The sequence below is a fragment of the Dietzia sp. CQ4 genome (assembly GCF_014145125.1).
Classification (GTDB): domain Bacteria; phylum Actinomycetota; class Actinomycetes; order Mycobacteriales; family Mycobacteriaceae; genus Dietzia; species Dietzia natronolimnaea.
In genome coordinates this window covers 1-21,664 of record NZ_JAALDZ010000075.1, presented here as the reverse complement: position 1 = coordinate 21,664, position 21,664 = coordinate 1, and the positions used below count along the sequence as shown (strand labels likewise).

General features: G+C 70.5%; 19 protein-coding genes. 9 read left to right on the top strand and 10 right to left on the bottom strand.

Translation table 11 applies throughout. The features are described 5' to 3' along the window. Nucleotides 1-128 precede the first annotated feature (128 nt). Entirely contained in the window at nucleotides 129-938 is an 810-nt protein-coding gene (locus tag G6031_RS05165) for an AAA family ATPase (RefSeq protein ID WP_163376768.1), read from the top strand. Nucleotides 939-1,233: 295 nt separating this feature from the next. Here the strand turns inward: G6031_RS05165 and aztD are convergent, their stop codons facing one another. From aztD to aztB, 4 genes are read right to left on the bottom strand one after another with little or no spacing between them, the layout of a single operon-like run. Next, on the bottom strand, nucleotides 1,234-2,457 hold the full coding sequence (aztD, locus tag G6031_RS05160; protein WP_179523840.1) for a zinc metallochaperone AztD: 1,224 nt from the start codon (nucleotides 2,455-2,457) through the stop codon (nucleotides 1,234-1,236). Between the two features lie 25 nt (nucleotides 2,458-2,482). Further along, complete coding sequence (gene aztC / locus G6031_RS05155) at nucleotides 2,483-3,403, bottom strand: zinc ABC transporter substrate-binding protein AztC (protein WP_179523841.1); 921 nt, start codon at nucleotides 3,401-3,403, stop codon at nucleotides 2,483-2,485. Further along, on the bottom strand, nucleotides 3,400-4,674 hold the full coding sequence (locus G6031_RS05150; RefSeq protein ID WP_179523842.1) for an ABC transporter: 1,275 nt from the start codon (nucleotides 4,672-4,674) through the stop codon (nucleotides 3,400-3,402). Before G6031_RS05150 ends, aztC begins: the two co-directional genes overlap by 4 nt. 23 nt (nucleotides 4,675-4,697) lie before the next feature. Then, entirely contained in the window at nucleotides 4,698-5,645 is a 948-nt protein-coding gene (gene aztB / locus G6031_RS05145; RefSeq protein ID WP_187702058.1) for a zinc ABC transporter permease AztB, read from the bottom strand. Nucleotides 5,646-5,671: 26 nt separating this feature from the next. Between aztB and G6031_RS05140 the strand changes: the two genes are divergently transcribed. Both G6031_RS05140 and G6031_RS05135 read left to right on the top strand, forming a co-directional pair. Continuing rightward, nucleotides 5,672-6,331, top strand: coding sequence for an ATP-binding cassette domain-containing protein (locus G6031_RS05140; protein ID WP_182652656.1), 660 nt, complete (start codon nucleotides 5,672-5,674; stop codon nucleotides 6,329-6,331). 2 nt (nucleotides 6,332-6,333) lie between these two features. After that, a complete protein-coding gene (locus G6031_RS05135) occupies nucleotides 6,334-7,143 on the top strand; it encodes an adenylate/guanylate cyclase domain-containing protein (RefSeq protein WP_179523844.1) in 810 nt (269 codons plus the stop codon). 21 nt (nucleotides 7,144-7,164) lie between these two features. On the opposite strand, the gene G6031_RS05130 is transcribed toward G6031_RS05135, so the two are convergent. After that, nucleotides 7,165-7,800, bottom strand: a complete 636-nt coding sequence (locus G6031_RS05130; protein ID WP_179523845.1) for a TetR-like C-terminal domain-containing protein — start codon at nucleotides 7,798-7,800, stop codon at nucleotides 7,165-7,167. 52 nt (nucleotides 7,801-7,852) lie between these two features. Here G6031_RS05130 and G6031_RS05125 point away from each other — a divergent pair, with 52 nt between their 5' ends. From G6031_RS05125 to G6031_RS05110, 4 genes are all read left to right on the top strand, one after another. Next, nucleotides 7,853-9,013 carry a hypothetical protein gene (locus G6031_RS05125; protein WP_182652655.1) on the top strand — a complete coding sequence of 387 codons (1,161 nt, stop codon included), beginning with the start codon at nucleotides 7,853-7,855 and terminating at the stop codon, nucleotides 9,011-9,013. Further along, on the top strand, nucleotides 9,010-10,008 hold the full coding sequence (locus G6031_RS05120) for a TIGR03617 family F420-dependent LLM class oxidoreductase (protein WP_182652654.1): 999 nt from the start codon (nucleotides 9,010-9,012) through the stop codon (nucleotides 10,006-10,008). The genes G6031_RS05125 and G6031_RS05120 overlap by 4 nt, the downstream gene beginning before the upstream one ends. Further along, entirely contained in the window at nucleotides 10,005-12,533 is a 2,529-nt protein-coding gene (locus G6031_RS05115) for a PEP/pyruvate-binding domain-containing protein (protein ID WP_182652653.1), read from the top strand. The genes G6031_RS05120 and G6031_RS05115 overlap by 4 nt, the downstream gene beginning before the upstream one ends. A gap of 312 nt (nucleotides 12,534-12,845) precedes the next feature. Further along, complete coding sequence (locus G6031_RS05110; protein WP_187702057.1) at nucleotides 12,846-13,688, top strand: mycofactocin-coupled SDR family oxidoreductase; 843 nt, start codon at nucleotides 12,846-12,848, stop codon at nucleotides 13,686-13,688. A gap of 85 nt (nucleotides 13,689-13,773) precedes the next feature. On the opposite strand, the gene G6031_RS05105 is transcribed toward G6031_RS05110, so the two are convergent. From G6031_RS05105 to G6031_RS05095, 3 genes are read right to left on the bottom strand one after another with little or no spacing between them, the layout of a single operon-like run. Continuing rightward, nucleotides 13,774-14,829, bottom strand: a complete 1,056-nt coding sequence (locus G6031_RS05105) for an ABC transporter ATP-binding protein (RefSeq protein WP_179523848.1) — start codon at nucleotides 14,827-14,829, stop codon at nucleotides 13,774-13,776. Next, entirely contained in the window at nucleotides 14,822-16,438 is a 1,617-nt protein-coding gene (locus G6031_RS05100; RefSeq protein WP_179523849.1) for an iron ABC transporter permease, read from the bottom strand. Before G6031_RS05100 ends, G6031_RS05105 begins: the two co-directional genes overlap by 8 nt. Before the next feature lie 46 nt (nucleotides 16,439-16,484). Beyond that, entirely contained in the window at nucleotides 16,485-17,531 is a 1,047-nt protein-coding gene (locus tag G6031_RS05095; protein ID WP_179523850.1) for an ABC transporter substrate-binding protein, read from the bottom strand. A gap of 279 nt (nucleotides 17,532-17,810) precedes the next feature. Here G6031_RS05095 and G6031_RS05090 point away from each other — a divergent pair, with 279 nt between their 5' ends. Further along, nucleotides 17,811-18,392 (top strand): DUF308 domain-containing protein, encoded by a 582-nt coding sequence (locus G6031_RS05090; protein ID WP_179523851.1) that lies wholly within the window; start codon nucleotides 17,811-17,813, stop codon nucleotides 18,390-18,392. 241 nt (nucleotides 18,393-18,633) lie between these two features. Here the strand turns inward: G6031_RS05090 and G6031_RS05085 are convergent, their stop codons facing one another. Both G6031_RS05085 and G6031_RS05080 read right to left on the bottom strand, forming a co-directional pair. After that, complete coding sequence (locus G6031_RS05085; protein ID WP_347238444.1) at nucleotides 18,634-20,010, bottom strand: MFS transporter; 1,377 nt, start codon at nucleotides 20,008-20,010, stop codon at nucleotides 18,634-18,636. Between the two features lie 127 nt (nucleotides 20,011-20,137). Then, entirely contained in the window at nucleotides 20,138-20,590 is a 453-nt protein-coding gene (locus G6031_RS05080) for a CPBP family intramembrane glutamic endopeptidase (protein ID WP_182652651.1), read from the bottom strand. Nucleotides 20,591-20,741: 151 nt separating this feature from the next. On the opposite strand from G6031_RS05080, the gene G6031_RS05075 reads away from it, so the two are divergent. After that, a partial coding sequence (locus G6031_RS05075; RefSeq protein WP_182652650.1) for a glycoside hydrolase family 3 protein occupies nucleotides 20,742-21,664 on the top strand: 923 nt, incomplete at its 3' end.

Here is a 21,664-nt window from a genome sequence, read left to right as displayed (position 1 = left end):
GCCCGCCGGCGCCAACTGCGCAAAGACATCAACGACCGCATCCCGCGTATCGCCGATCGGGCCGAACCGCGCACCGCCGCCCCCGGAGCGCGGCCAACCAAGCTGCGCACCTACGAAGAGGACTAAGGATGGCCAAGGACTTCATCATCACCAAGGAACATCGCCGGTTCACCGAATTCGCCACCGCGGTACGCAAGGAACGCACCATCGGCATCTGTCACGGCGACGCCGGCATCGGCAAGACCCAATCGGCACGCCGATACGCCCACTGGGACACCGTGGAACCGTTCATCACCGAATGGGGGCCGCGCACCGAAGACGACGCCAAGCTTTATGCAACTGCGAACCGGTGCCGGACCGTGTTCTACACCCCCGAGGTGCTCCCCAGGCCCAAAATCCTCATGCACGAGATCGCGCACCTGCAGACAAAGCTCGGCATCTGCATCGACGAACACCAGCGCAACATCGGCAAAGTCACCGGCGCCCACTCAGGTCACACCAACAAGTGGGTCGAGCTGCTCATCATCGATGAAGCCGAACGACTGGCCCCGACCGCACTCGAACTCCTCCGTGATGAACACGACCGCTACGACCTGGCGATCATCCTCATCGGCATGCCTGGCATTGACCAGCGGTTTCGCCACTACCCTCAGCTCTACAGCCGCCTCGGATTTTCACACCGATACCGGGCACTAGGACGCGAGGAACTGCTCTTCGTCCTCGATCGCCATTGGAAACGCCTCGGCCGCACTCTTGACCCAGACGACTTCACCGACGCTCAAGCGATCGCCGCGATCGAACGCATCACCCGGGGCAACTTCCGCCTCCTCGAACGCCTCTTCCCTCAGATCGCCCGAGTGCTCAAGATCAACCAACTCGAGACCATCACCGACGACGTCATAGAATCCGCCGCCAGCATCCTCGTGATCGGAAACTAACGCCCCCAAGCGATCACAGAAAACCGCCGCAAAGCACTCAAACCCACAGCAGCGATGGCCGGCGGCATATCGTCCCACACGGGTGTACCCTGTGACCCCCTAGCCTCCGAGGCATCGCCGCTATCAACTGTCACGTCGACGGCGTTGGAGCCATCCGTACGGTCCAGCGGTCGCGCCGCGGTCCGGCTCCGCGGACTACCAGTGCACCCGCCCCCAACCCTCACCGCCTACGCAGAAACCGACGCCGACCATCGCCATCCACAGCGATGATCGGCGTCAGCCGTAGAAGCAGGCTCTAGCCCAGCGCGACCGCCATCTCGTTGGGCGCACCCGGGGTCTGGCCGGACGCGACGACCTCACCGGTGGTGAGGTCGACGGCGTAGACGGTGTTCTTCGCCGGCTCGCTCACGTAGGCGATGTCCCCGTTCACGACGATGGACGGGTGCGCGTCCTGCCACTCCGCCGGCCCCTCCCAGGGGTCGATCACGTCGTAGCTCTCGGAGATCTCGCCGGTGGCCGGGTCGATCACGCGGATGGCACCGTCGGTGCCGAGCAGGTAGGCCATGTCGTTCGGGCCGCGCACGACGTCGCGCCAGGTGTATCCGACGCCCTCCGGCAGGTCCACGACCTCGTGGGTGCCCGCCTCGGTGTCGATCAGTGCGATCTTGGTGAGCAGGACACTCTCGGCATCCGGGTCGTCCTTGTAGTCACCCACCACGAGCGGGCTGTCCTCGCTCACGTACGCGTTGCCCATGCGGCCGTACTCATCGGCGGCCGTGATCTTCTCGAACTCCCCGTCCTGGAAGATCAGGGCGCCGTCCTCACAACCGAAGATCACCGTCTCGCCGGCAGCGGTGCCCTCACCGTGGATGCCGGGGCACTCCTCGTTGCGGGCGATCTCCTCGCCGTCGGCATTGACGGCGAACGCACCCGTGCGGCCCTCGTCGTCACCGATGGTGGTGAGGAAGGTGCCGTCGGTCAACACGATCGAGACACCGTGGTGGGCCTGGTCGCCGGGGATGGTCTCGAACTCGGGGAGCTCGCCGCCCGAGTCGGCGAGTGCCGCGGTGTCAAAGATGAAGGTGTCGCTGGTCCCGTCGTCGTACAGCACGGTCTTGCCGGCGTGGCGGACGACGTGCGCCGGGGTGTCGGCCTCGATCACCAGGTCGGTGAGCTCGGGCACCGAGGTGTCGAGCACCTGGAACCCGTCGGACGTGGTCACCAGCACGGTCTGCCCGTCGCCGAACGCGTTCAGGCGGGTGAACTCCTCGGTCTCGAACTCCTCGATGACCTCCAGGGTCTCGCCGTCGAGGACCGCGATGCCGTTCTCGTACGCCACGGCCAGGCGCTTCTCCGAGGAGCCCGCCTCCGAGGCTGCCGAGGTGGTGGTTGCGGTGTTCTGTGCCTCGGCGTCGTCCGCATCGGCGTCGCCGCCGCCGGTGCCGCACGCGGTGGCGAGCAGCGCTGCCGTCGCGAGCATCGCGACCGCTCCGGCCGCGCGGGTGTGTCGTGTTCTCATCAATCGTCCTTCTTCCAGTAGGTGGTCAGGTGGAGAGCCCGTCGACGATGCGCTCGGTGTTCGCGCGCATCATCTCCAGGTAGCTGGGGGCGCCCTGTCCCGGTTCGGTGAGCGACTCGGTGAACAACTCGATCACCCGGGTGTCGATACCGGCCTCGCTCGCGAGTACCTGCACCAGCCGATCCGGCTGGGAGGACTCGGCGAAGATCGCGGGGACGCCGGCCTCGGTGATCGCCGAGGCGAGCCCGTCGAGGTCGGAGGCACTGGGGGAGGCGAGGGTGGTCCCGCCGGGGATGGCCGCGCCGAGGACGCGGAAGTCGAAACGCTCGGCGAGGTAGCCGAAGACGTGGTGGTTGGTGACGAGGGCGCGGTTGTCGGCGGGGATGGTGGCGAACGCGGTGGTCATCTCGTCGTCGAGCTCGTCGAGCTCATCCCGGTACCGGTCGGCGCCCGCCTCGACGGCAGCCCGGTCGATGCCGTCGACCTCCACCAACTCGGCCTCCAGCGCGTCGACCACGTCGACCATGCGGGCCGGGTCGGTCCAGAAGTGCGGGTCGGCGGTGCCGCCGGCATCCCCTTCCGAGTAGTCGATGACCTCGACCTGCTCCCCCGCGACGAGCATCGGCACGCCGGTGGCCGCCACCCGGTCGAGGTGCTGCTGGAGCCCCTCCTCGAGCCCCAACCCGTTGGACACCACCAGGTCGGCGCGATCCATCAGGCTCGCCTCCTGGGCGGAGATCTCGCACGAGTGCGGGTCGGCGTTGCGCTTCATCAGGGTCGTGACGTCGGCCGCATCCCCCACCACGTTCTCCACCACGTCGCCGAGGATGTTGGTCGTCACGACGATCGTCGGATGGTCGTCCGTGGCGCCGTCCACCATCGCGCACCCGGACAAGGCCAGTCCGGCCGTGACGAGCACGGCGGACAGCACCGAACGCCGCCTCATCGTCCGGTCTCCGCGACGAAGTCGGGCGTGGTGGGCGTGTCCAGGCTCCGGGCAACCCGTGCGTCACCCCGGTAGTCGATCTCGTGGACGACCCCCGCGGCGGGGTCGTTGACATACGCCCGCTCCCGGTCGACCGTGAGCTCGATTCCGGCTGCCGTCTCCGGGGTCGCGACCGCCTCGGCCAGCAGTGGATCGGTGGCGGCGATCTCGGCCCCGGCCTCGCCGTCGTAGACGCGGACCCGGCCCTGACGGTCCACCGCCACCACGTGGGAGTCGTCGTCGCTCGCGGCGGAGACCTGTACCAACGGCACATCCGTCGGTACGAACTGCCACTCGCGTGCCCGGGTGTCGAGCAGCCAGAAGCCCTGGTCCCCGGCGAGCGCGGCAACGGCCGGCCGGCCCTTGCGGCCCCGGAAGTCGGTTGCGCGCGGCGCCTGGGTCCCCTCGGGGAAGGCGATACGCTCGAACTGCGGTTCGCCCTCCTCGTAGGTGGCCAGCAGTACCCCGTCTGCACACCCCACGACCACGCCGATGCGGGTGGTCGCGGCACCCTGAGCGTCCGCGCAGGGCGCCGTCGCGCCGTCGACCGGCGAGCCGTCGGCCCCGTGGAACTCGACCCCGGAGACTGCCCCCGCCTCGTCGACGGTGGTGACGAGCGCGCCACTGCCAAGGGGAGCGGCCAGGCCTTCGTGCGGCTCGGTCTCGAGGCGGAAGACCTCCTCGATCCGACCCTCGGACAGCGCCTCGTTGCTGAGCAGTACCGCCTCGCCCGACTCGGGGAAGAACACCCCGGTGCCGCCGGTGGTCGCGTTTCCGGAGGTCGAGACGACCGCCGGCCCCTCGCCGGCCACGGCTCCCAGAACGCTCGGGGAGGTCCGGTAGTAGTGGAAGTGGTCGACGTGATCCCACGTCCACACGCCGCTGTCGACGATCTCCACTCCGGCACCGGTGTCGGCGAACAGGTACCGGCCGTCCGAGGTGACCGCCGTCGGCGGGTCGATGCTGCCCGGTTCGGTCGTGGTGCCGTCCAGCAGGTTGAGCATCCCGACCGCACCGGTGCGGTCGATGCTCACCAGGTGCAGCTGCGGCTCGGCCACCTCCTCGGCCCCCTCGATCTCGCCGTGCCCGCTGCCGGTCTCCTGCGGCGAGGACTCCTCCACGGTCGCGGCGGACCCGGGCGGGGCGGCGTCCGGGTCATCCGTGCCACCCGCGCATCCGGTGAGGATCAGGGCGACGACGACGAGGGGGGCGATCGATCTCAGGGTGCGCATGCTCTGCTTTCTCGAGGGGTTTCTCACGGGGCGGGCGCTTCCGCTGCGGCCGGGGTGACGGGGTTGACCGGGCTGACAGGGCCGACCGGGCCGACCGGGGGACGGTGGCGCGAGAGCCGGGTGGCGCGAATCGTCTGGCGGACCGCGTGTGCTGACGCCGAGACCCCTGCCAGTGCGATCGCGGAGAACGCGATGGAGGAGCCCGCGGCCGTCCCGGCGTGCCAGGAGGCGAGCAGACCGATCACCACGGCGGCGCTCCCGAACACCGCGGCGAGCGCCATGGTCGACGGGATGCGCCTGGTCCACCGGTTCGCGGCGACCACGGGGGCCAGCAGCAACGCCACCACCAGCAGGGTCCCGACGGCCTGGTACGAGGCGACCACCGCGAGGGTCACGAGTCCGACGAGCGCCACCTGTGCGACCCTCGGCCGCAGCCCCAGGGTCTGGGCGACGCGGGGATCGAAGGCCGCGGCGACGAAGGCCCTGTGGAAGCGAACGGCCACGACCAGCGTGACCGCCAGCGCGGCGGCCAGGGTGATGAGTTCGGGACCGCGGATCGCCAGGATGTCACCGAACAGGACGGCCGAGGCGTCCGTGGCGAAGCTTCCGGAGTGGGACACGATGATCACCCCGACCGAGAGCATGGTGACGAACAGCAGCCCGATCGTGGTGTCGTAGGAGAGCTTGCCGCGCTTCTGCAGCGCCCCGATCGCCGCGCTCATCGCCACCGCACTGACGGCCCCGCCCACCAGGGCCGGGAAGCCGAGAACGGTGGCCAGTGCGACTCCCGGGAGCATCCCGTGCCCGATCGCCTCGCCGAAGAACGCCATGCCCCGGATGACGACCCAGGTGCCGACCACTCCGCAGATCACCGCCACCAGGACGCCGCCGACCAGAGCCCGCGCGACGAACGCGGTGCTGAACGGATCGAGGAGCAGGGACACGAGGACGTACAGTATCCATAACGACATTCATTATCAACAAGGAGGCCGCGAGCATGCCCCCACCGGGACCGGCCATCAGCGCCCACGGGTTGTGCTTCGGCTATGCGGGTCGCGAGGTACTCCACGACGTCTCCGTGGAGCTGTCGTACGGGACCCTCACCGCGTTCGCCGGCCCCAACGGGTCGGGGAAATCCACACTCGTGGAACTGCTCGCCGGCGTCCGCGTGCCCCTGAGGGGCGAGGTGCGCCGCCTCGGCTCCATCTCACTCGTGGTCCAGCGGCCCGCCGCGCCGGAGACCCTTCCCCTCACGGTCCGCGACACCGTCTCCATGGGGACGTGGGGACGACGGATCGGCAGGCGGGAGGCCCGCGGCGTCGTGGCCGAGATGATCGCGGCGGTCGGCCTGGACGGTCTCGAGTCCCGGTCCCTGACGGAACTGTCCGGCGGCCAGCGACAGCGCGCCCTTCTCGCGCAGGCGCTCGCGAGCCGCGCCGACATCGTGTTGATGGACGAGCCGGATGCGGGCCTGGATTCCACCAGTCGGCAGCACATCCACGAACTACTGGCCGACCAGGCCCATCGGCGGGGCGTGGCCGTCGGGTGCGCGTCCCACGACGAGCGGTTCGTCGCCACCGCCGATCGCGTGGTCCGCCTGGAGTCCGGGCACGCCACCACACACGGCACCACGGGAGCACGTGCGGCTACCCTCTGAGCATGTCGAACCCTCGGTGGGAGCGGGCGCGCGCGTCCGCCGCCCGAATCGCAGCGGGCGCCCGCGATATCAACAGACACCCCTCCGCGGTCGAGGCGTTGCGCCGCGCCCGGCGCGCGCTACCCGGCGATTCCGGGTTCGGAGATCCGCTCTCGGCCGCGGGCCGGGACAGCGCGGGGACGATCGCCCGCGTGGCCGGTCGCCTGTTCGACGAGCAGCCCACCGCCTCGCGCGAGTTGTCCCTGGGCGGGTTACAGGTGTGGCACGCACTGACGCAACGGTCCGGCCGAGGCGGCAGTGGGAGCGAGGTGACCATCGTGTTCACCGACCTCGTCGGGTTCTCCAACTGGGCCATGCGCGTCGGCGACGAGGACGCTCTACGGCTGCTGAGGGAGGTCGCCTCGGCCACCGAGCCGGAGGTGCGGAACCACCGCGGGCACGTGGTCAAGCGCCTCGGCGACGGCCTCATGGCGGTCTTCCCGTCGCCCCAGCTCGCATTCGATGCCGTCGTGGCCTGCTCCGACGGGCTCGACCAAGTGGAAGTCGCCGGCATGCGGCCCCGGATCCGGGCCGGTATCCACACCGGGAACCCCCGCCTGATCGGCGGCGACTACCTGGGCGTGGACGTCAACATCGCCGCCAGGCTGGCGGAGAAGGCGGGGACGGGCGAGATCCTGGTCAGCGAGACCACTCTCCCCGGACTGGATGAGTCCAGGGTGTCCACGCGTCGCAAGAGGAGCTTCCGGCTCACCAAGGCCAAGGGAGTCCCCGACGAGGTCGCCGTCTACACCGCGGTCCCCCGCCAGCAGTGACGGCTGCGCGCGCGGCAGCCGCTACTCGGATGGGCCGGGCCACCGCCCGGTGATGAGCTCGGTCATCTCGTCCACCCACGCCTCGTCGAGGGCGGCGTCCCGGCGGACGAGGATGCGAAAGATCACGGTGCCCGCGACCACCTCGGCGAGCATGGGCAGCTGGTCGTCGCCGCGCCGGGACCGGCCGAAACGGCTCTCGAACGCGGTGAGGTTGCCGGCCAGGCGGGCGATCATCTGGTCGTGGACCACGGGGTCGGCGACGGTGTCGGCGATCAGTCCCGGCAGCGCCACGCGCACCTCGGGCCGGTCGAACATCGACCGGATGGTCTCCACCAGCGCCCTGATGTCGCTGCGGACGTCCCCGGAGTCCGCCGGCAACACGACGGTCTCCGCGGACAGCACGGCCTCGTGGACGAGCTGTGCCTTGCCCGACCACCGCCGGTAGATGGCCGCGGTGGTCGTCCCCGCGCGCGCGGCGATCGCCGAGAGGGACAGCGCCGGATAGCCCGTCTCGAGGATGAGCTCCCTGGTCGCGGCGATCACCGCGGCATCGATCCGCCCGTCTCGCGGCCGCCCCGCGCCAGACCGTCCCGCGCCAGACCGTCCCTCGACGGACTTTGCCGATTCCCCGCCAACCGTGCGCGCGTCTGTTGTCATGGGTTCACCCTAGTTCCAATACAGTGCGCATCGTATTATCAGGGAGAGACCCGTGAAGCTCAGCCCGCTCGACGAGTACCCGATCCACCAGACCCACGCGCCGGTCACCTGGCCGGCCACGTCCGACCGGAACTTCTACGACCGGTCGTACTTCAACGTGCTCGACCGCGAGGGCCGATTCATGGCCCTGACCGGGATCGGGTACTACCCCAGGCTCGGGGTCAAGGACGCCTACTTCGTGGTCCGCCGTGGTGACACGCAGACCGCGGTGCACCTCAGCGACGCGATCGACGACGACCGCCTGCACCCGAACGTCGGGGGCTACGCCCTCGAGGTGATCGAGCCGCTGCAGGAGCTGCGCCTGACGCTGGCTCCGACGGAGGGCATCGCCGCGGACCTGACCTGGCGGGGACTGTTCCCCGCCGCCATGGAGGAGCCGCACTCGATGCTCACCGACCGGCGGGTGACGCTGCAGGCCAGCCGGTTCGCGCAGCTCGGCTCGTGGGAGGGGTGGATCGAGGTCGACGACGAGCGGATGGAGGTCACCCACTCCTCGTCGGTCGCCGCCCGTGACCGCTCGTGGGGCATCCGTCCCGTCGGCGAGGCGGACGCACCCGGCCGCCCGGACACCGCGTTCCGGGGGATGTGGTGGCTCTACCTGCCCCTGGCGTTCGACGACTACCAGCTGTTCCTCATCCTGCAGGAGGACCCCGACGGCCACCGCAGCCTCTACGACTGCACGCGCCGTTGGCGGGACGGCCGCGTGGAACAGCTCGACGGCGTGCGCGTGGACGTGGACTATCGCGCCGGCACGCGGATCCCGACGGGCGTCCACGTGGAGTTCATGAACCGCGCCGGCGACCGGTTCCGGCTGGACGTGGAGTCCAGGCTCTACGCCCCCATCGCCTTCGGCTCCGGGTACGGCGGCGACTCCTCCTGGGCGCACGGCAGCTGGAAGGGCGAGGGGTTCACCGAGCGGGTGAGCTTCGACCTCACCGACCCCGACGTCATGGCCGGGGCGGCATTCAGCCTCATCGACCATGTCGGCCACGCCGTCTGCACGGAGGCCGACGGGACGACCCGCGAAGGCGCGGGCCTGTTCGAGCACGGCGTGATCGGGCCCCACCACCCGTCGGGCTTCACGGACTGGACCGACGGTGCGGGCTCGGACTCCGACTCGGACTCGGGTTCGCAGAACGGAGCGCAGGCGTGAAGGTCCAGACGGCCCTGTTCGGCCCCACCGACGTGGTCCACCGCGCGGAGGCGCTCAAGGAGGCCGGCGCGTCCGGGGTGTTCACCTTCGAGGGCCCACACGACGTGTTCACCCCCCTGGTGCTGGCCTCACAGGTCCCCGGGCTGGACGTGATGTCCAACGTCGCGATCGGGTTCCCCCGCAACCCCATCCAGCTGGCCCACCAGGCCAACGACCTGCAGCTGCTCAGCGGGGGCCGGTTCGTCCTCGGGTTGGGTACGCAGGTGCGGGCGCAGATCGAGAAGCGCTACGGGGCCGAGTTCGACCGCCCCGTCGAGCGGATGAAGGAGCTGGTGGGGGCGCTGCGGGCCATCTTCGCCACCTGGGAGACCGGTGAGCGCCTGGACTTCCGCGGCGAGTACTACCGGCACACCCTCATGACCCCCACCTTCGTCCCCGGGCCCAACCCGTACGGTCCGCCGCCCATCTACCTGGGCGCGCTCGGGCCGCGGCTGACCCGGGCCACCGCGGAGGTGGCCGACGGCCTGCTGGTGATGCCGTTCGGGTCGACGAAGTTCCTGCGCGAGTCGACGATGCCGGCCGTGCGCGCCGGGCTGGCCGCCGCCGGCCGCAGCGAGGACGACTTCGAGGTGGTGCCCGAGGTGATCGTGTCCGTGGCCACCGGGGCCGAGGACGACCACGTGTCCACGCGCCGCCTGCTGGCGTTCTACGGATCCACGCCGGCGTACAAGCCCGTGCTCGACGCCCACGGGTGGGGCGACCTCCAGCCGGAGCTGAACACCATGTCCAAGCAGGGCCGCTGGCAGGAGATGACGTCGTTGATCAGCGACGACATCCTGCACACCATCGCCGCGTGTGGCTCCCCTGCCGAGGTGGCCGCGCACATCCGCGACCGGGTCGACGGGGTGTCGGACCGCCTCTGCCTCTATCAGTCGGGCCCCATCGCCACCGATGCGCTGGCCGAGATCGTCGACGCGCTGGGAGGCGAGCGATGACGCCGACGGTGGTCGAGTTCGACGAGGTCGCCGACGACCGCTACGGCGGGAAGGCCGCGGGACTGGCCGAACTCCGGCGCCTCGGCCTGGACGTTCCCCGGGGGTTCGTGATCGCGGACGCGTCGGATGACCTCGTCGTCGTCGACCTCTCCCGGTGGTTCGACCGCATGGCCGACGCCGGCGCGACGCCGGTGGCCGTGAGGTCCTCGGCGGCCGGGGAGGACGGTGAGGACCACTCGTTCGCCGGCCAGTACGACACGGTGCTGGGCGTGGACTCCGCGGCGCGCTTCGTCGACGCCGTGCGCACGTGCGTGGCCTCGGTGGACTCCGGCCGCGCCGCGTCCTACCGCGCGGAGCCGGTGGCCACCGCGGCGTCCACCGCGACGGTCAGCACCCCGACGGTCGGCACCGGGGCCGGCACCACGGCCGCGGACACGGCCACGGACACCTCCCCGACGCCCATGCACCTGGTGGTGCAGCAGATGGTGGACGCGCGCGCCGCCGGCGTGGTGTTCACCGCGGACCCCACCAGTGGTCGGCGCGACCTCATGGTGATCGACGCGGTCGCCGGCCTGGGCGAGGCGCTGGTCGACGGATCGGCGTCGCCGGACCACCTCGTCCTGGATTCCGGCGGCGAGGTGGCAGTGCGGGAGTACGACGACGACGAGGGGGTCCTGTCCCCGGAGGAGATCGCGGCCATCCGGTCGGGCGCCCTGCGCGCACAGCAGCACTGGGGCAGGCCGATGGACCTCGAGTGGGCGATCGACCGGGCAGGCAGGCTCTGGTGGTTGCAGGCCAGGCCCATCACGACCCTGCCCGCCGATCTCGGCGAGATGGACTCCCCGCTGGCCGGGGAGGACCACGTCTACACGCGATGCAACATCGGGGAGATGATGCCGGGGGCGTTCTGTCCGCTGACGGCGTCGGTCTCGGGGTTCGCGATCGACTACGCCATGCAGGCAATCCAAGTGGTGGCCCGGGCCCAGGCGAGCTACGACCAGCCGTGGCTGCAGGTGGGCTACTTCTCCGGGCACATGTTCCTCAACCTCACCGAGGGCACCGCGCTGAGCTCGGGCATCGTGGGCAACTCTCTCGAGCAGTTCTCCACCTCGATCTGCGGGCGGGTGGTCGAGGAGCTGGTGCCCAAGCCGCCCAAGCCGTTCCTGCGCAGGCTCGGCAACACCATCCGCCTGTCCTCCCACGCGCTGTCGGCGGGCCCGGCGATCCGGCGGTTGGAAGGGCAGATCGCCGCCTGGCGGGTCCCGACCAGCGAGGACCCGCGGCTGGTGATGGAGCAGTTGGAGGCCGGCGTCGAGCAGTACTGCGACGTGACGCTGACCCATGTGCGCTCGTCCTCGCGCGCCGCGGTCGCCGCCAACATCCTCGAGAGTGTCCTCATGAAGCAGGCAGTCAAGGCCGGCCGCAGCGAGGACTCCGGCCGCACCGACGCGGCGCGGCTCATGGCCGGCGCCTCCGAGGTGGAGAGCGCGGTGATGCTGGAGCAGCTGGACTCGGTGGTCCGCGCCATCGCCGCCGACCCCCCGGCCGCCGAGGGGTTCCTCGCCGCGGATCCCGGCGACGCGGTCACCACCCTCCGGGCCTCGACCAACGCCGCGGGCGAGCGACTGCGGGGGTTCCTGGCCCGTCATGGTCACCGCGGCTACCGCGAGCTGTGCATGCGCGATGCCTCCTGGGCCGAGGATCCGGAGGGGCTCGGGGCCATGATGCAGGTGATGGTGCGGTCGGTGCAGGCGGCGGGCGACCGTGGGCCGGGCCCGGCGCACCCGGGTGCGGGTTCGAATGCCGACGCTCACGCGGGCGTGGACGAGCCCAGCTCCCCCGCTATCCGCATGCTCGCCCGGTTCGCGCAGGAGGGCGCCCGCGGGCGCGAGGAGACCAAGGCCAAGATGGCGCTGATGGCGCACGCGCTCAAGCGGGGCTACCGCCACCTCGGTGAGGTGCTGGCCGCCGCCGGGCGACTGCCCGATGCGGACCTGGTGTTCTTCTTCGACCGTGCTGAGCTGGCCCGGATCGTCGGGGCGGACGATGCAGAGGGGCCGGGCGAGATCGGCGATCTGCTCCACAGCGGGCTCAAGCGCCGGGAGGCACTGGCCTTCCAGGACGTCCTGGAGTTCCCCGACGTCTCGGTGGGCCGCCCGGTCCCGCTGATCGCCCGGCCCCCGCGAGAGGCGGCGGGCGGCGAGATCATCGGCCGACCCGCGAGCCGCGGGTCGGTGGAGGGCGTGGTCCGCGTGGCGAGGTCGATCGTGGACGCCCGCGAGGTGCAGCCCGGAGAGATCCTGGTCGCGCCCGTCACGGATGTGGGCTGGACGCCGTACTTCACGGTGATCGCGGCACTGGTCACCGACATCGGCAGTTCGGTCTCCCACGGGGCCGTGGTCGCGCGCGAGTACGGCCTGCCCTGCGTGGTCAACACCCTGGTGGCCACTCAGACGCTGCGGACCGGCGACCGCGTCCGCGTGGACGGGGATCGGGGGGTGGTGACGCGGCTCGACCAGTCGTGACCCCTGCGTCGCGCCGGCTGTGCGAGTCCCGCGCTTGGCGTCCCGTACGGATGCGCGAAAGGCGAGAGCGGCTGTGCGCCACAGCAGGTCATGGGACACTGCAAAGAGCGACGAGCGTCGCAGATCTGGACTCCCGTGAGCTCCGGTCCGGCGCCCGACAGCCTCGGCCGCATCCCCTCCCCTCCCCCCAACTCGGCTTCCCTCCCCGAGTATCGGCTCGAGGCCTTCGCCTCCGTGGTGATCCCCGCTGCGACATGGCATAGCGGCCATCGCGGACACCCCCACGACATCTCCACCGAGAGGACCAGAATCATGGCAGGAAAGCTGGACGGCAAGGTCGCCTTTATCACCGGAGCGGCGCGAGGACAGGGGCGCAGTCACGCAGTACGGCTCGCCGAGGACGGCGCGGACATCATCGCCGTCGACATCTGCGCACCGATCGCCTCCCTCGAGGGGTTCTACGAGCTGCCGACGCAGGAGGACCTCGACGAGACCGTGCGCCTGGTCGAGGCACAGGGGCGCCGCATCGTCGCCCGCGTCGCGGACGTCCGGGACCTGCCGGCACTCACCGACGCGGTGTCGGCCGGGGTCGCCGAACTTGGGAGTGTCGACATCATCGTGGCCAACGCCGGCATCTTCACCTTCGGACAGGAGACCCACAAGATCGAGCAGCAGTCCTGGAACGACATCCAGGACATCAACCTCACCGGTGTCTGGCACACCTATGCGGCGGCAGCCGAGCACCTCCTCGCCGCCGGCCCGGGCGGATCGGTCATCATCATCTCCTCGCTCGCCGGATTCAAGGGGCTGGCGAACGTGGCCGCGTACACCGCCGCCAAACACGGCATCGTCGGACTGATGAAGGTCCTGGCCAACGAACTCGGCCCGCACGGCATCAGGGTCAACACGATCCACCCCAACTCCATCGACACTCCGATGGTCAAGAACGCCAAGACGTACGGGCTCTTCCGGCCGGACCTCGCCGACCCGCAGGCCGAAGACGCCCACGACGCCTTTGCCGGCCTCAACCCCATGGGCAAGGCCTGGATCGAGTCGATCCACGTGTCCAACGCCGTCGCCTGGCTGGCGTCGGATGAGGCCTACTACGTCTCGGGCGGGGAGATCCCGGTCGACGGCGGCGCGTCGGTCCACTGACTCCTCACGCCGTGACCGTCACTGTCCGCAGTGACGGTCACGGCCGGACGGCCTGAGCGGGGTAGACGACGCAGGGCTGGTCGACCTACCGGGGGTAGACGAACCCGCGCCTCACCCGCGCGCCCCGCGCGGACGGCGACGCCTCGTCCATACCCGAGGTCAGAACCCTCAGTTCGAGGTCGCCGGACCGGCAGATCACCGTGCGGCCACGACGCCCGTAGAGGCTGGTGACCACCTCGACGGGCAGGACGCCGTCACCGGTGGGCTGATCCACGAGCTCCACACCGTCGGGCGGGAGTGCGAGGTGAGCGGGGCCCTCGACGTGTCCGGACGGGAAGTCCAGCGCGCCCAGGGGGACGCTCACCCTGCCGTCGTCCGAGCGGAACCGGCCGTCGCCCATGGTGCCGGCCACGCAGGTCGCGTCGTGCAGGAACCGCGCCACGAACTCGCTGTTCGGCGAGGAGTCGAGTTCCGCGGGTGACCCCACCTGCACGAGCCGGCCCCGGTTGAGCACCGCGACCTGGTCGCCGATCGCCAGCGCCTCGTCACGGTCGTGAGTCACGTGGACCATCGTCAGCTCGTACTCCGCGGCGAGCCTGCGCAGCATCAGCCGCAGGCTCGCCCGCAGGGGCTCGTCCAGGGCCGAGAGCGCCTCGTCGAGCAGCAACACGGCGGGCCTCGCGACGAGCGCCCGGGCCAGTGCGACCCGCTGTCGCTGGCCGCCCGAGAGGGTGTCCGGCGCGCGGTCGGCCAGGTCCCCCAGCTCGACGGTCGCGAGCACCTCCGCCACGCGCGCCTCGCGATCCGACCGATTCCAGCGGGCACGCCTGAGCGGGTAGGCCACGTTCTCGGCGACGGTCATGTGCGGCCACACCGCGTGGTGCTGGAAGACCATGCCCAGTCCCCGGCGCTCGGGCGGCACCATGACGCCGTCGCCCACCAGCACTCGGTCCCCCACCCGGATGGTGCCGGCGTCCGGGGTGACGAAGCCCGCCACCGCCCGCAGGAACGTCGACTTGCCGGAGCCGGACGGGCCGACGAGGGCCAGGATCCGACCGGCGTCCACGCGGAGGTCGACCGAATCGAGGGCACGCGTGGAGCCGAAGCGCACGCTCACCCCTGTGGCGTCGAGTTCAGACATTCAGCTTCCCTGTCTCCGAGTCGGACCTGGTGAACCGCGACCCGAACACTGCCAGCACCACCAGGCCCACCAGCATGAGGATCACCGAGAGCGCGGACGAGGCGTTGACGTCGCCGGCCCTCTGGTACTGGAAGATCACCACACCGAGGGTCTGCGTCCCCGGCGAGACGAGCAGCACCGACAGGGTCAGCTCGCGCACGGCCGTGACGGCGACCATGATCGCGCCGATCCCCGCGGCCGGCAATGCCAGACGCACACTGGTGTCGAGGTGCGCCCGGAACGGTCCCGCCCCGCCGATCCTCGCGGCCTCCTCCATCGAGGAGTGCATGCCGGCCAGCGGTCCGCGCACCGTCTGGACCACGATCGCCGCGAACGCGGTGACGTAGGCACCGAGGATCACCCACCCGGTGTTGTAGAGCCCGGTGTACCGGCCGAGGATGAGCCAACCCGTGGCGATGACCAGGCCGGGAACCGCCTGCGGGAGCAGCACCGTCAACAGCATCGGCTCCCTGTCGGCACGGGCGAGCCGGGTGGTGAACAGGCCCACCGCGAGACCGAGGATCCCGCAGAGGACCCCGGCCCCGATGGAGAGGACCACCGAGTTGGTGGCTCCGTTGATCGTCTGCGCGGAGGAGAGCACGCGCTGGTAGTTGTCCAGCGTCATGGTCTCGAAGGTCAGCGGCACCCCTGGGGCCGGCAGGAGGGACCTGACCACGAGGCCGGCCAGCGGGGCCACGGTGGTGACGAGACCGAAGACCCAGGCCACGGCCGAGATCCCGGCCCGCGACCGCCCGAGCGACATCGGGTCGAACTCCCGCCCGGACCCGCCGAACTCCACGACCCGCTTCGATATCCGACGGTCGAGGATCGTGCCGATCACGCCCAACACCAGCAGGATGATGCCGATCTGTGAGACCACCTGCAGCGGCGAGTCCACGGTCCCGGACTCGAGGTACCGGTAGACCATCGTCGACAGTGTGTCGAGACCGCCGGGGACGCCCACGATGATCGGGATGCCGAAGTCGCCGATGCTGCTGACGAAGGTCAGCGTGAACGCCGCCGCGATCGCCGGACGGATGAGCGGCAGCGTCACGTCCAGCTGGGTCCGCAGCGGCGTGGCACCGCCCATGCGCGCGGCCTCGACCAGGTCCGCGGGGATCCTGCGCAGCGCCGCGGCCACTACGAAGTAGGCGACGGGATAGGCGTGCAGCGTCAGGAGGAACGCCACGCCCGAGAACCCGTAGAAGTCCCAGGGCGCGAACCCCAGCGTGCGGTCGATGAGCCCACCCCGGGTGACCAGTCCCGTCCACGCGATCGCGCCGATGAACGGGGGCACGAACAGCGGCGTGAGCAGCAGTAGCTTGAGCGGCCCGCGCCCGGCCAGGTCGGTCCGGTCCAGCAGGAACGCCATCACCGTGCCGATCACGACCGCCCCGACCGCCGCCGCGAGCGAGGTCGTCACACTGTTCACCGCGGCCTGCACGATGCCGCCGTCGAGCAGGAGCGGCAGGTGGTTGGCCCCGAAGCCGAGCGAGACGACGAGGGCCAGCGGCAGGACCGCGAACCCGAGGAGCCACGACCAGAGGACGATCCGGATCGGCAGGGTCACGGGAGCACCGGGGGTCGGGGGTGGGGACGGTGGCGGACGCGTGGCGTCAGCGGATCGCCTCGTTGAACGCGGACACGGCGGCGGCCTGGTTCTGGGCGATCGCCTCGAGGTTCTGGTCGAACAGCGCGATCTGGTCCAGGGACGGCGCGTCCTCCGGGGTTCCCACGTCGTCGCGGACCGGCAGGTAGTTCTGCTCGACGGCGATCTCCTGGCCACGCGTGGAGACGACGAAGTCGAGGAACAGCTGGGCCGCCTCGGGGTCCTGTGCGTCGGCGAACACCGCGCCCGGCTGGGTGATGTACGGGACCCCCTCGTCGGGGTAGCTGACCCCGATCGGCGAGCCCGCCGCGGCCAGGTCGCGCACGAGGTAGTCCACCACGATGCCGATCGGGCGCGATCCCTCGGCGACGGCCTGGGCCACCGGACCGTTCGACTCCGCGACCTGGGGGGTGTTCGCGCCCAAGGCCCGGATCCACTCCGGGCCGAGGTCCGGGCGCAGGCTCCACGCCGAGGCGTTGAACGCGGCCGCGCCGGAGATGTCCGGGTTGGGCAGGACGATCTGCCCGGCGTACTCCGGCTCGGCGAGCTCGGCCCACGAGGTCGGCGGCTCGTCGACGTCGTTCGTGTTGTAGGCGATCACGGTGGGGATGATGCGGGTCCCCACGTAGTAACCGTCGGGGTCCACCGCGACCTCGACCAGAGCGTCGGGGTCGCTCGGCGTGAACTCGCGGAACAGGTCCTGCTCCTTGTACCCCTCGAACGTCGGGACGTCGGCGGCCAGCAGCACATCGGCGCCGATCTGCCCCGTGGCCTGCTCCGCCGCGATGCGGGCGCGCAGGTCACCGGTCCCGGCGCGGAACACCTCGACCGTGATGTCGGGCTGCTCCTCGTTGAAGGCCGCGATGATCTCGTCGATCTTCGCCTGGGGCTCGGAGGTGTACAGGGTGACGGTGCCGGTGACCCCGTCCCCGCTCGCCGTGGTCTCGCCTCCGTCGTCGGGCTCGGCGCACGCCGTGAGCGTGAGGGCGCCGGCCACCGCCAGTGCGGCTGCCCGGGTCAGAAAACGCTTGCCGGTTCGAGCGGTCGTGGTCATTGTGTCGTTGACTCCTCAGCTGCCGATTGGCCACGGTAATCCGTGACGGTCCACCATGACATTTCAGGATTCTCCCCCAGTTCCGTGCACCTGAACGCCGGATGAACAACGCGGGAGGACTCGGCCGCGGGACGCCCGGGGGTCCGGCGATGCGGTGCCGGCAGCCGGCGCGCGGTTGAGCGGCCACCGAACCGGCCACGACTCGGGCCCGACCGGACTAGATTAAATTCCGTTGATCGCGACCGCGATCGTCCGCCTCAGCCAAGCGAGGTTCCCAGAATGACCGCTTCTACCGCCCCCCACTCCACCGCCTCCCAGTCCACCCTCGCCCAGGTCTCCAAGACCGTGCGTCTCGCGCTGGTGATTGGTGGCCTCATCGCCATCGGCTTCGGTATCGCCGTTCTGCTCTGGCCCGCCAAGACCGCCGTCGCGATCACCGGTGTGCTCGCCGTCTACGCCATCATCGCGGGCATCGTCTACGCCTCCATCGGCCTGCTCGCCAAGAGCCACGGGACGGGCAGCCGGGTCGGTCACGTCCTGCTGGGCCTGCTCTGGGTGATCGCCGGCGCGTACGCCTTCGCCTCGCTCCAGCAGTCCGCGGCGTTCCTCGCCATCTTCATCACCGTGATGATCGGCGTCATGTGGATCATCGAGGGGTTCACCGCCCTGTTCACGCTCGGTGAGTCCGGCGCGAAGGGCGTGACGATCGTGTTTGCGATCATCTCGGTCCTCGCGGGCGTCTCCCTGCTGAGCACCCCGGTGTGGGGCGCCGGCTTCCTGTGGTGGCTCCTCGGCATCTCGCTCATCGTGCTCGGGGCGCTGAACGTCTTCCGCGCGATGTCCGGGAGGCGCTCACGCTGAGCGCACGCCCCGGCGCGCTCCCGGAATCCGGCGACACGGCGGGGTCCGCGGACCTCGTCGTCGTCGTCGATCTCACCCGGTCCGTTCCGGCGCCCCTCGCAGGGGTGCCGGGCTCGGGGTGGTCGGGATCCTCGGCGTGCACCAGATCACGGCGACCCCGGTGACCAGGTAGACCACCTGCAGGACGTGGAACCCGCGAATCGAGGCGCGTTCATACGCGCCGATCCTATGGGCTCGCGGGTCACGAATAGAGAGACTTCTTGCTGGTCTCCGGGGCCAGGACGAGCGCGATGATGGTCAGTACGGACAGCCCCACCAGGTAGTACCCGACGTAGGCCACCGAGTAGTTCTGCACCAGCCACACCGCGACGAACGGCGTCAGGGCGGCGCCGAGGATGGCCGAGAAGTTGTACGCGACTCCGGAGCCGGTGTACCGGGTGTTGGTGGGGAACAGTTCTGGGAGCACGGCCGACATGGGTCCGAAGGTCAGGCCCATGAGGATCATGCCGACGCACAGGAACAGCAGCATGCGGGTCACGTCGAGGTCGTCGCCGGTGCCGATCGCCTCGGGGTCCAGCCACCAGCCGAAGCTGAGCCCGAAGGCGATGATGGCGAGCGTGACGCCGATGAGCATGCGCCGCCGCCCGAGGGCGTCGGCGAGAAGTCCGGCCACCGGTACGAAGACCGCGAACAGGATGATCGCGAGCACCTGCAGGGTCAGGAACGACCGGTAGCCGTACCCCAACCCGCCCGTGCCCTCTCCGCCGATCGCGAACGACAGGATCCACGTGGTCATGAGGTAGAACAGCCCGTAGGTGGCCAGCATGATGAACGTGCCGAGGATGATCTCCCGCCAGTTCTTGCTGAACACCTCCGACACCGGTGTCTTGACGCGCTGGTCGTCCGCGATGGCCCGGGCGAAGACCGGGGTCTCCTCGATGCGGAGACGGACGTAGAGGCCGACGGCCACCATCACGATCGAGAGCAGGAACGGCAGGCGCCAGCCCCACACCAGGAACGGATCGGACAGGTCGCTGGCCGTGGAGTCGTACGCGAACCAGGTGGTCAGCAGAAGGAAGAGCCCGTTGGCCAGGATGAAGCCGAACGGCGCACCCAACTGCGGCCACATCGCGGCGAAGGCCCGCTTGCCCGGCTGCGCGGTCTCGGAGGCCAGGAGCGCCGCACCCGACCACTCGCCGCCCAGCCCGATGCCCTGGAAGAAGCGCAGGATGGTGAGCATCGCGGGTGCCCACAGCCCGATCTGGTGGATGGTCGGCAACAGTCCGATGAGGAAGGTCGCGATCCCCATGGTGAGCAGCGCCCCCACGAGCGTGACCTTGCGACCCAGCCGGTCCCCGTAGTGGCCGAAGATCACCGAGCCCAGCGGGCGGGCGACGAACGCGGTCCCGAAGGTCGCCATGGAGGCGAGCAGAGCGGCGCCCGAGTCGCCTCCGTGGAAGAAGAGCAGCGGGAAGACCGAGACCGCGGCCGTGGCGAAGATGTAGAAGTCGTAGAACTCGATGGTCGTGCCGATGAGCGAGGCGAAGATGATCCGCCGCCGGGGAACCGTCTCGGTCGGCTCGATCGGCACGGTCCACTCGGCGGGTTCCGCGGCCACGTCGGTACGACCGTGGTTGCCGCTCACGGGTTCTGGTGATGCGTTCACCGGGGCATCGTACACAAGCCGGGCATGCCATTACCCCCGTCGCTCGGGGACACGGGCGTCCCCTCACAACCCTGCCGTCTCAGACGGGGAGGAGACCCGCGGCGATCGCTCCCGCGGCGAGGTTCGCCAGCGCGTGGACCGCCGCCCCCGGAACGAGGGTTCCCGATCTGTGCCGCAGCCAGCCGAGCAGCCACCCGGCGGCGAACTGCACCGGGATGAGGGGCCACAGCCTCACATCGACCGCCAGCAGGGCCAGGTGCGGGACGAGGAACACCACGGACTGCAGCAGGTTGCCCCACCCGAAGCCGAGTCGCCGGATGAACACGCCGCCGAGCAGGCCCCGGAAGAAGACCTCCTCGCCGACGGCCCGGAGCACCACGGCGGCGGCGACACCCACGGAGGACATCGCCGCGAGAGAGCCCCGGGACACCCCCGCGAGTCGCATCGCCGCCCCGGCGGAGCGGTCACCGCGGCGGGACTGCACGACCACGTAGATGAGGGTCGGCGCACAGAACAGGACGAACTCGGTCATACCTCTCTGAGCTCTCGACGAGCGTGCGATGTCGATGCGCAGGCCCCGCGGCCCGGCCGACCCTCTACAACTGTGTGCCCGGCAGACATACCGGAATGCTAGCCCTCGCCCCGTGCTACAACTGGACAACGCACCAGGACGGGGTCACCGCATGAGATCAGGCACCGAGTCGTCAGCATCCGCGGCGCCGCCAGTCCCCGTCGGGGACCCCACCGGGGCCGATCAGGCGGTCGCCGACCTCGATCTCGGGCAGCAGGCCGCGCTCGGTAGCGGTGCGTCGTTCTGGCGCACCGAGGAGCACCCGGGGGTGCCCGCGCTGGTCCTCACCGACGGCCCGCACGGGGTGCGGTTCCAGTCCGGCGCATCGGACCATCTCGGTCTCAGTGCGAGCGACCCGGCCACCTGCTTCCCCCCGGCCGCGGGGCTGGCGCAGAGCTGGGACCCCGCCCTGGCCCGCCGGATCGGGTCCGCGCTGGCCGCCGAGGCCGTGGCCGCCGGGGTGGGGGTCCTCCTGGGTCCGGGGATCAACATCAAGCGCGACCCGCGGGCCGGCCGCAATTTCGAGTACTTCAGCGAGGACCCGCACCTCACCGGTGTGATGGCCGGGCAGGTGGTCGCGGGCCTCCAGTCGGGCGGCGTCGGGGCGTCGCTCAAGCACTTCGCCGCCAACAACTCCGAGCACGACCGCATGCGGGCGAGCTCCGACGTCGACCCCCGACCGCTGCGCGAGATCTACCTGCGGGCGTTCGAGCGCGTGGTCCGGGACGCCCGGCCGTGGACGGTGATGACGGCCTACAACAAGCTCAACGGTGTCTACGCCTCCGAGAACAGGAGGCTGCTCACCGAGCTGCTGCGGGACGAGTGGGGTTTCGACGGAGCGGTCATCAGCGACTGGGGCGCCGTGGTGGACCGGGTGGCCTCGGTGCGTGCCGGGCTCGACCTGCAGATGCCCGGACCCGCCGGACTCGACGACGCCGACGTGGTCCGGGCCGTCGAGCGGGGCGAGCTCGACCGGGCCCACGCCCTGCGGGCCGCGACGGCCGTGGCACGCCTGGCGGTACGGGCCCGGAACGG

Excerpts from the sequence above, each read along its gene's own strand:
- G6031_RS05165 (WP_163376768.1), top strand. The coding sequence starts at position 129 with ATGGCCAAGGACTTCATCATCACCAAGGAACATCGCCGGTTCACCGAA.
- aztD (WP_179523840.1), bottom strand. The coding sequence starts at position 2,457 with ATGAGAACACGACACACCCGCGCGGCCGGAGCGGTCGCGATGCTCGCG.
- aztC (WP_179523841.1), bottom strand. The coding sequence starts at position 3,403 with ATGAGGCGGCGTTCGGTGCTGTCCGCCGTGCTCGTCACGGCCGGACTG.
- G6031_RS05150 (WP_179523842.1), bottom strand. The coding sequence starts at position 4,674 with ATGCGCACCCTGAGATCGATCGCCCCCCTCGTCGTCGTCGCCCTGATC.
- aztB (WP_187702058.1), bottom strand. The coding sequence starts at position 5,645 with ATGTCGTTATGGATACTGTACGTCCTCGTGTCCCTGCTCCTCGATCCG.
- G6031_RS05140 (WP_182652656.1), top strand. The coding sequence starts at position 5,672 with ATGCCCCCACCGGGACCGGCCATCAGCGCCCACGGGTTGTGCTTCGGC.
- G6031_RS05135 (WP_179523844.1), top strand. The coding sequence starts at position 6,334 with ATGTCGAACCCTCGGTGGGAGCGGGCGCGCGCGTCCGCCGCCCGAATC.
- G6031_RS05130 (WP_179523845.1), bottom strand. The coding sequence starts at position 7,800 with ATGACAACAGACGCGCGCACGGTTGGCGGGGAATCGGCAAAGTCCGTC.
- G6031_RS05115 (WP_182652653.1), top strand. The coding sequence starts at position 10,005 with ATGACGCCGACGGTGGTCGAGTTCGACGAGGTCGCCGACGACCGCTAC.
- G6031_RS05110 (WP_187702057.1), top strand. The coding sequence starts at position 12,846 with ATGGCAGGAAAGCTGGACGGCAAGGTCGCCTTTATCACCGGAGCGGCG.
- G6031_RS05105 (WP_179523848.1), bottom strand. The coding sequence starts at position 14,829 with ATGTCTGAACTCGACGCCACAGGGGTGAGCGTGCGCTTCGGCTCCACG.
- G6031_RS05095 (WP_179523850.1), bottom strand. The coding sequence starts at position 17,531 with ATGACCACGACCGCTCGAACCGGCAAGCGTTTTCTGACCCGGGCAGCC.
- G6031_RS05090 (WP_179523851.1), top strand. The coding sequence starts at position 17,811 with ATGACCGCTTCTACCGCCCCCCACTCCACCGCCTCCCAGTCCACCCTC.
- G6031_RS05080 (WP_182652651.1), bottom strand. The coding sequence starts at position 20,590 with ATGACCGAGTTCGTCCTGTTCTGTGCGCCGACCCTCATCTACGTGGTC.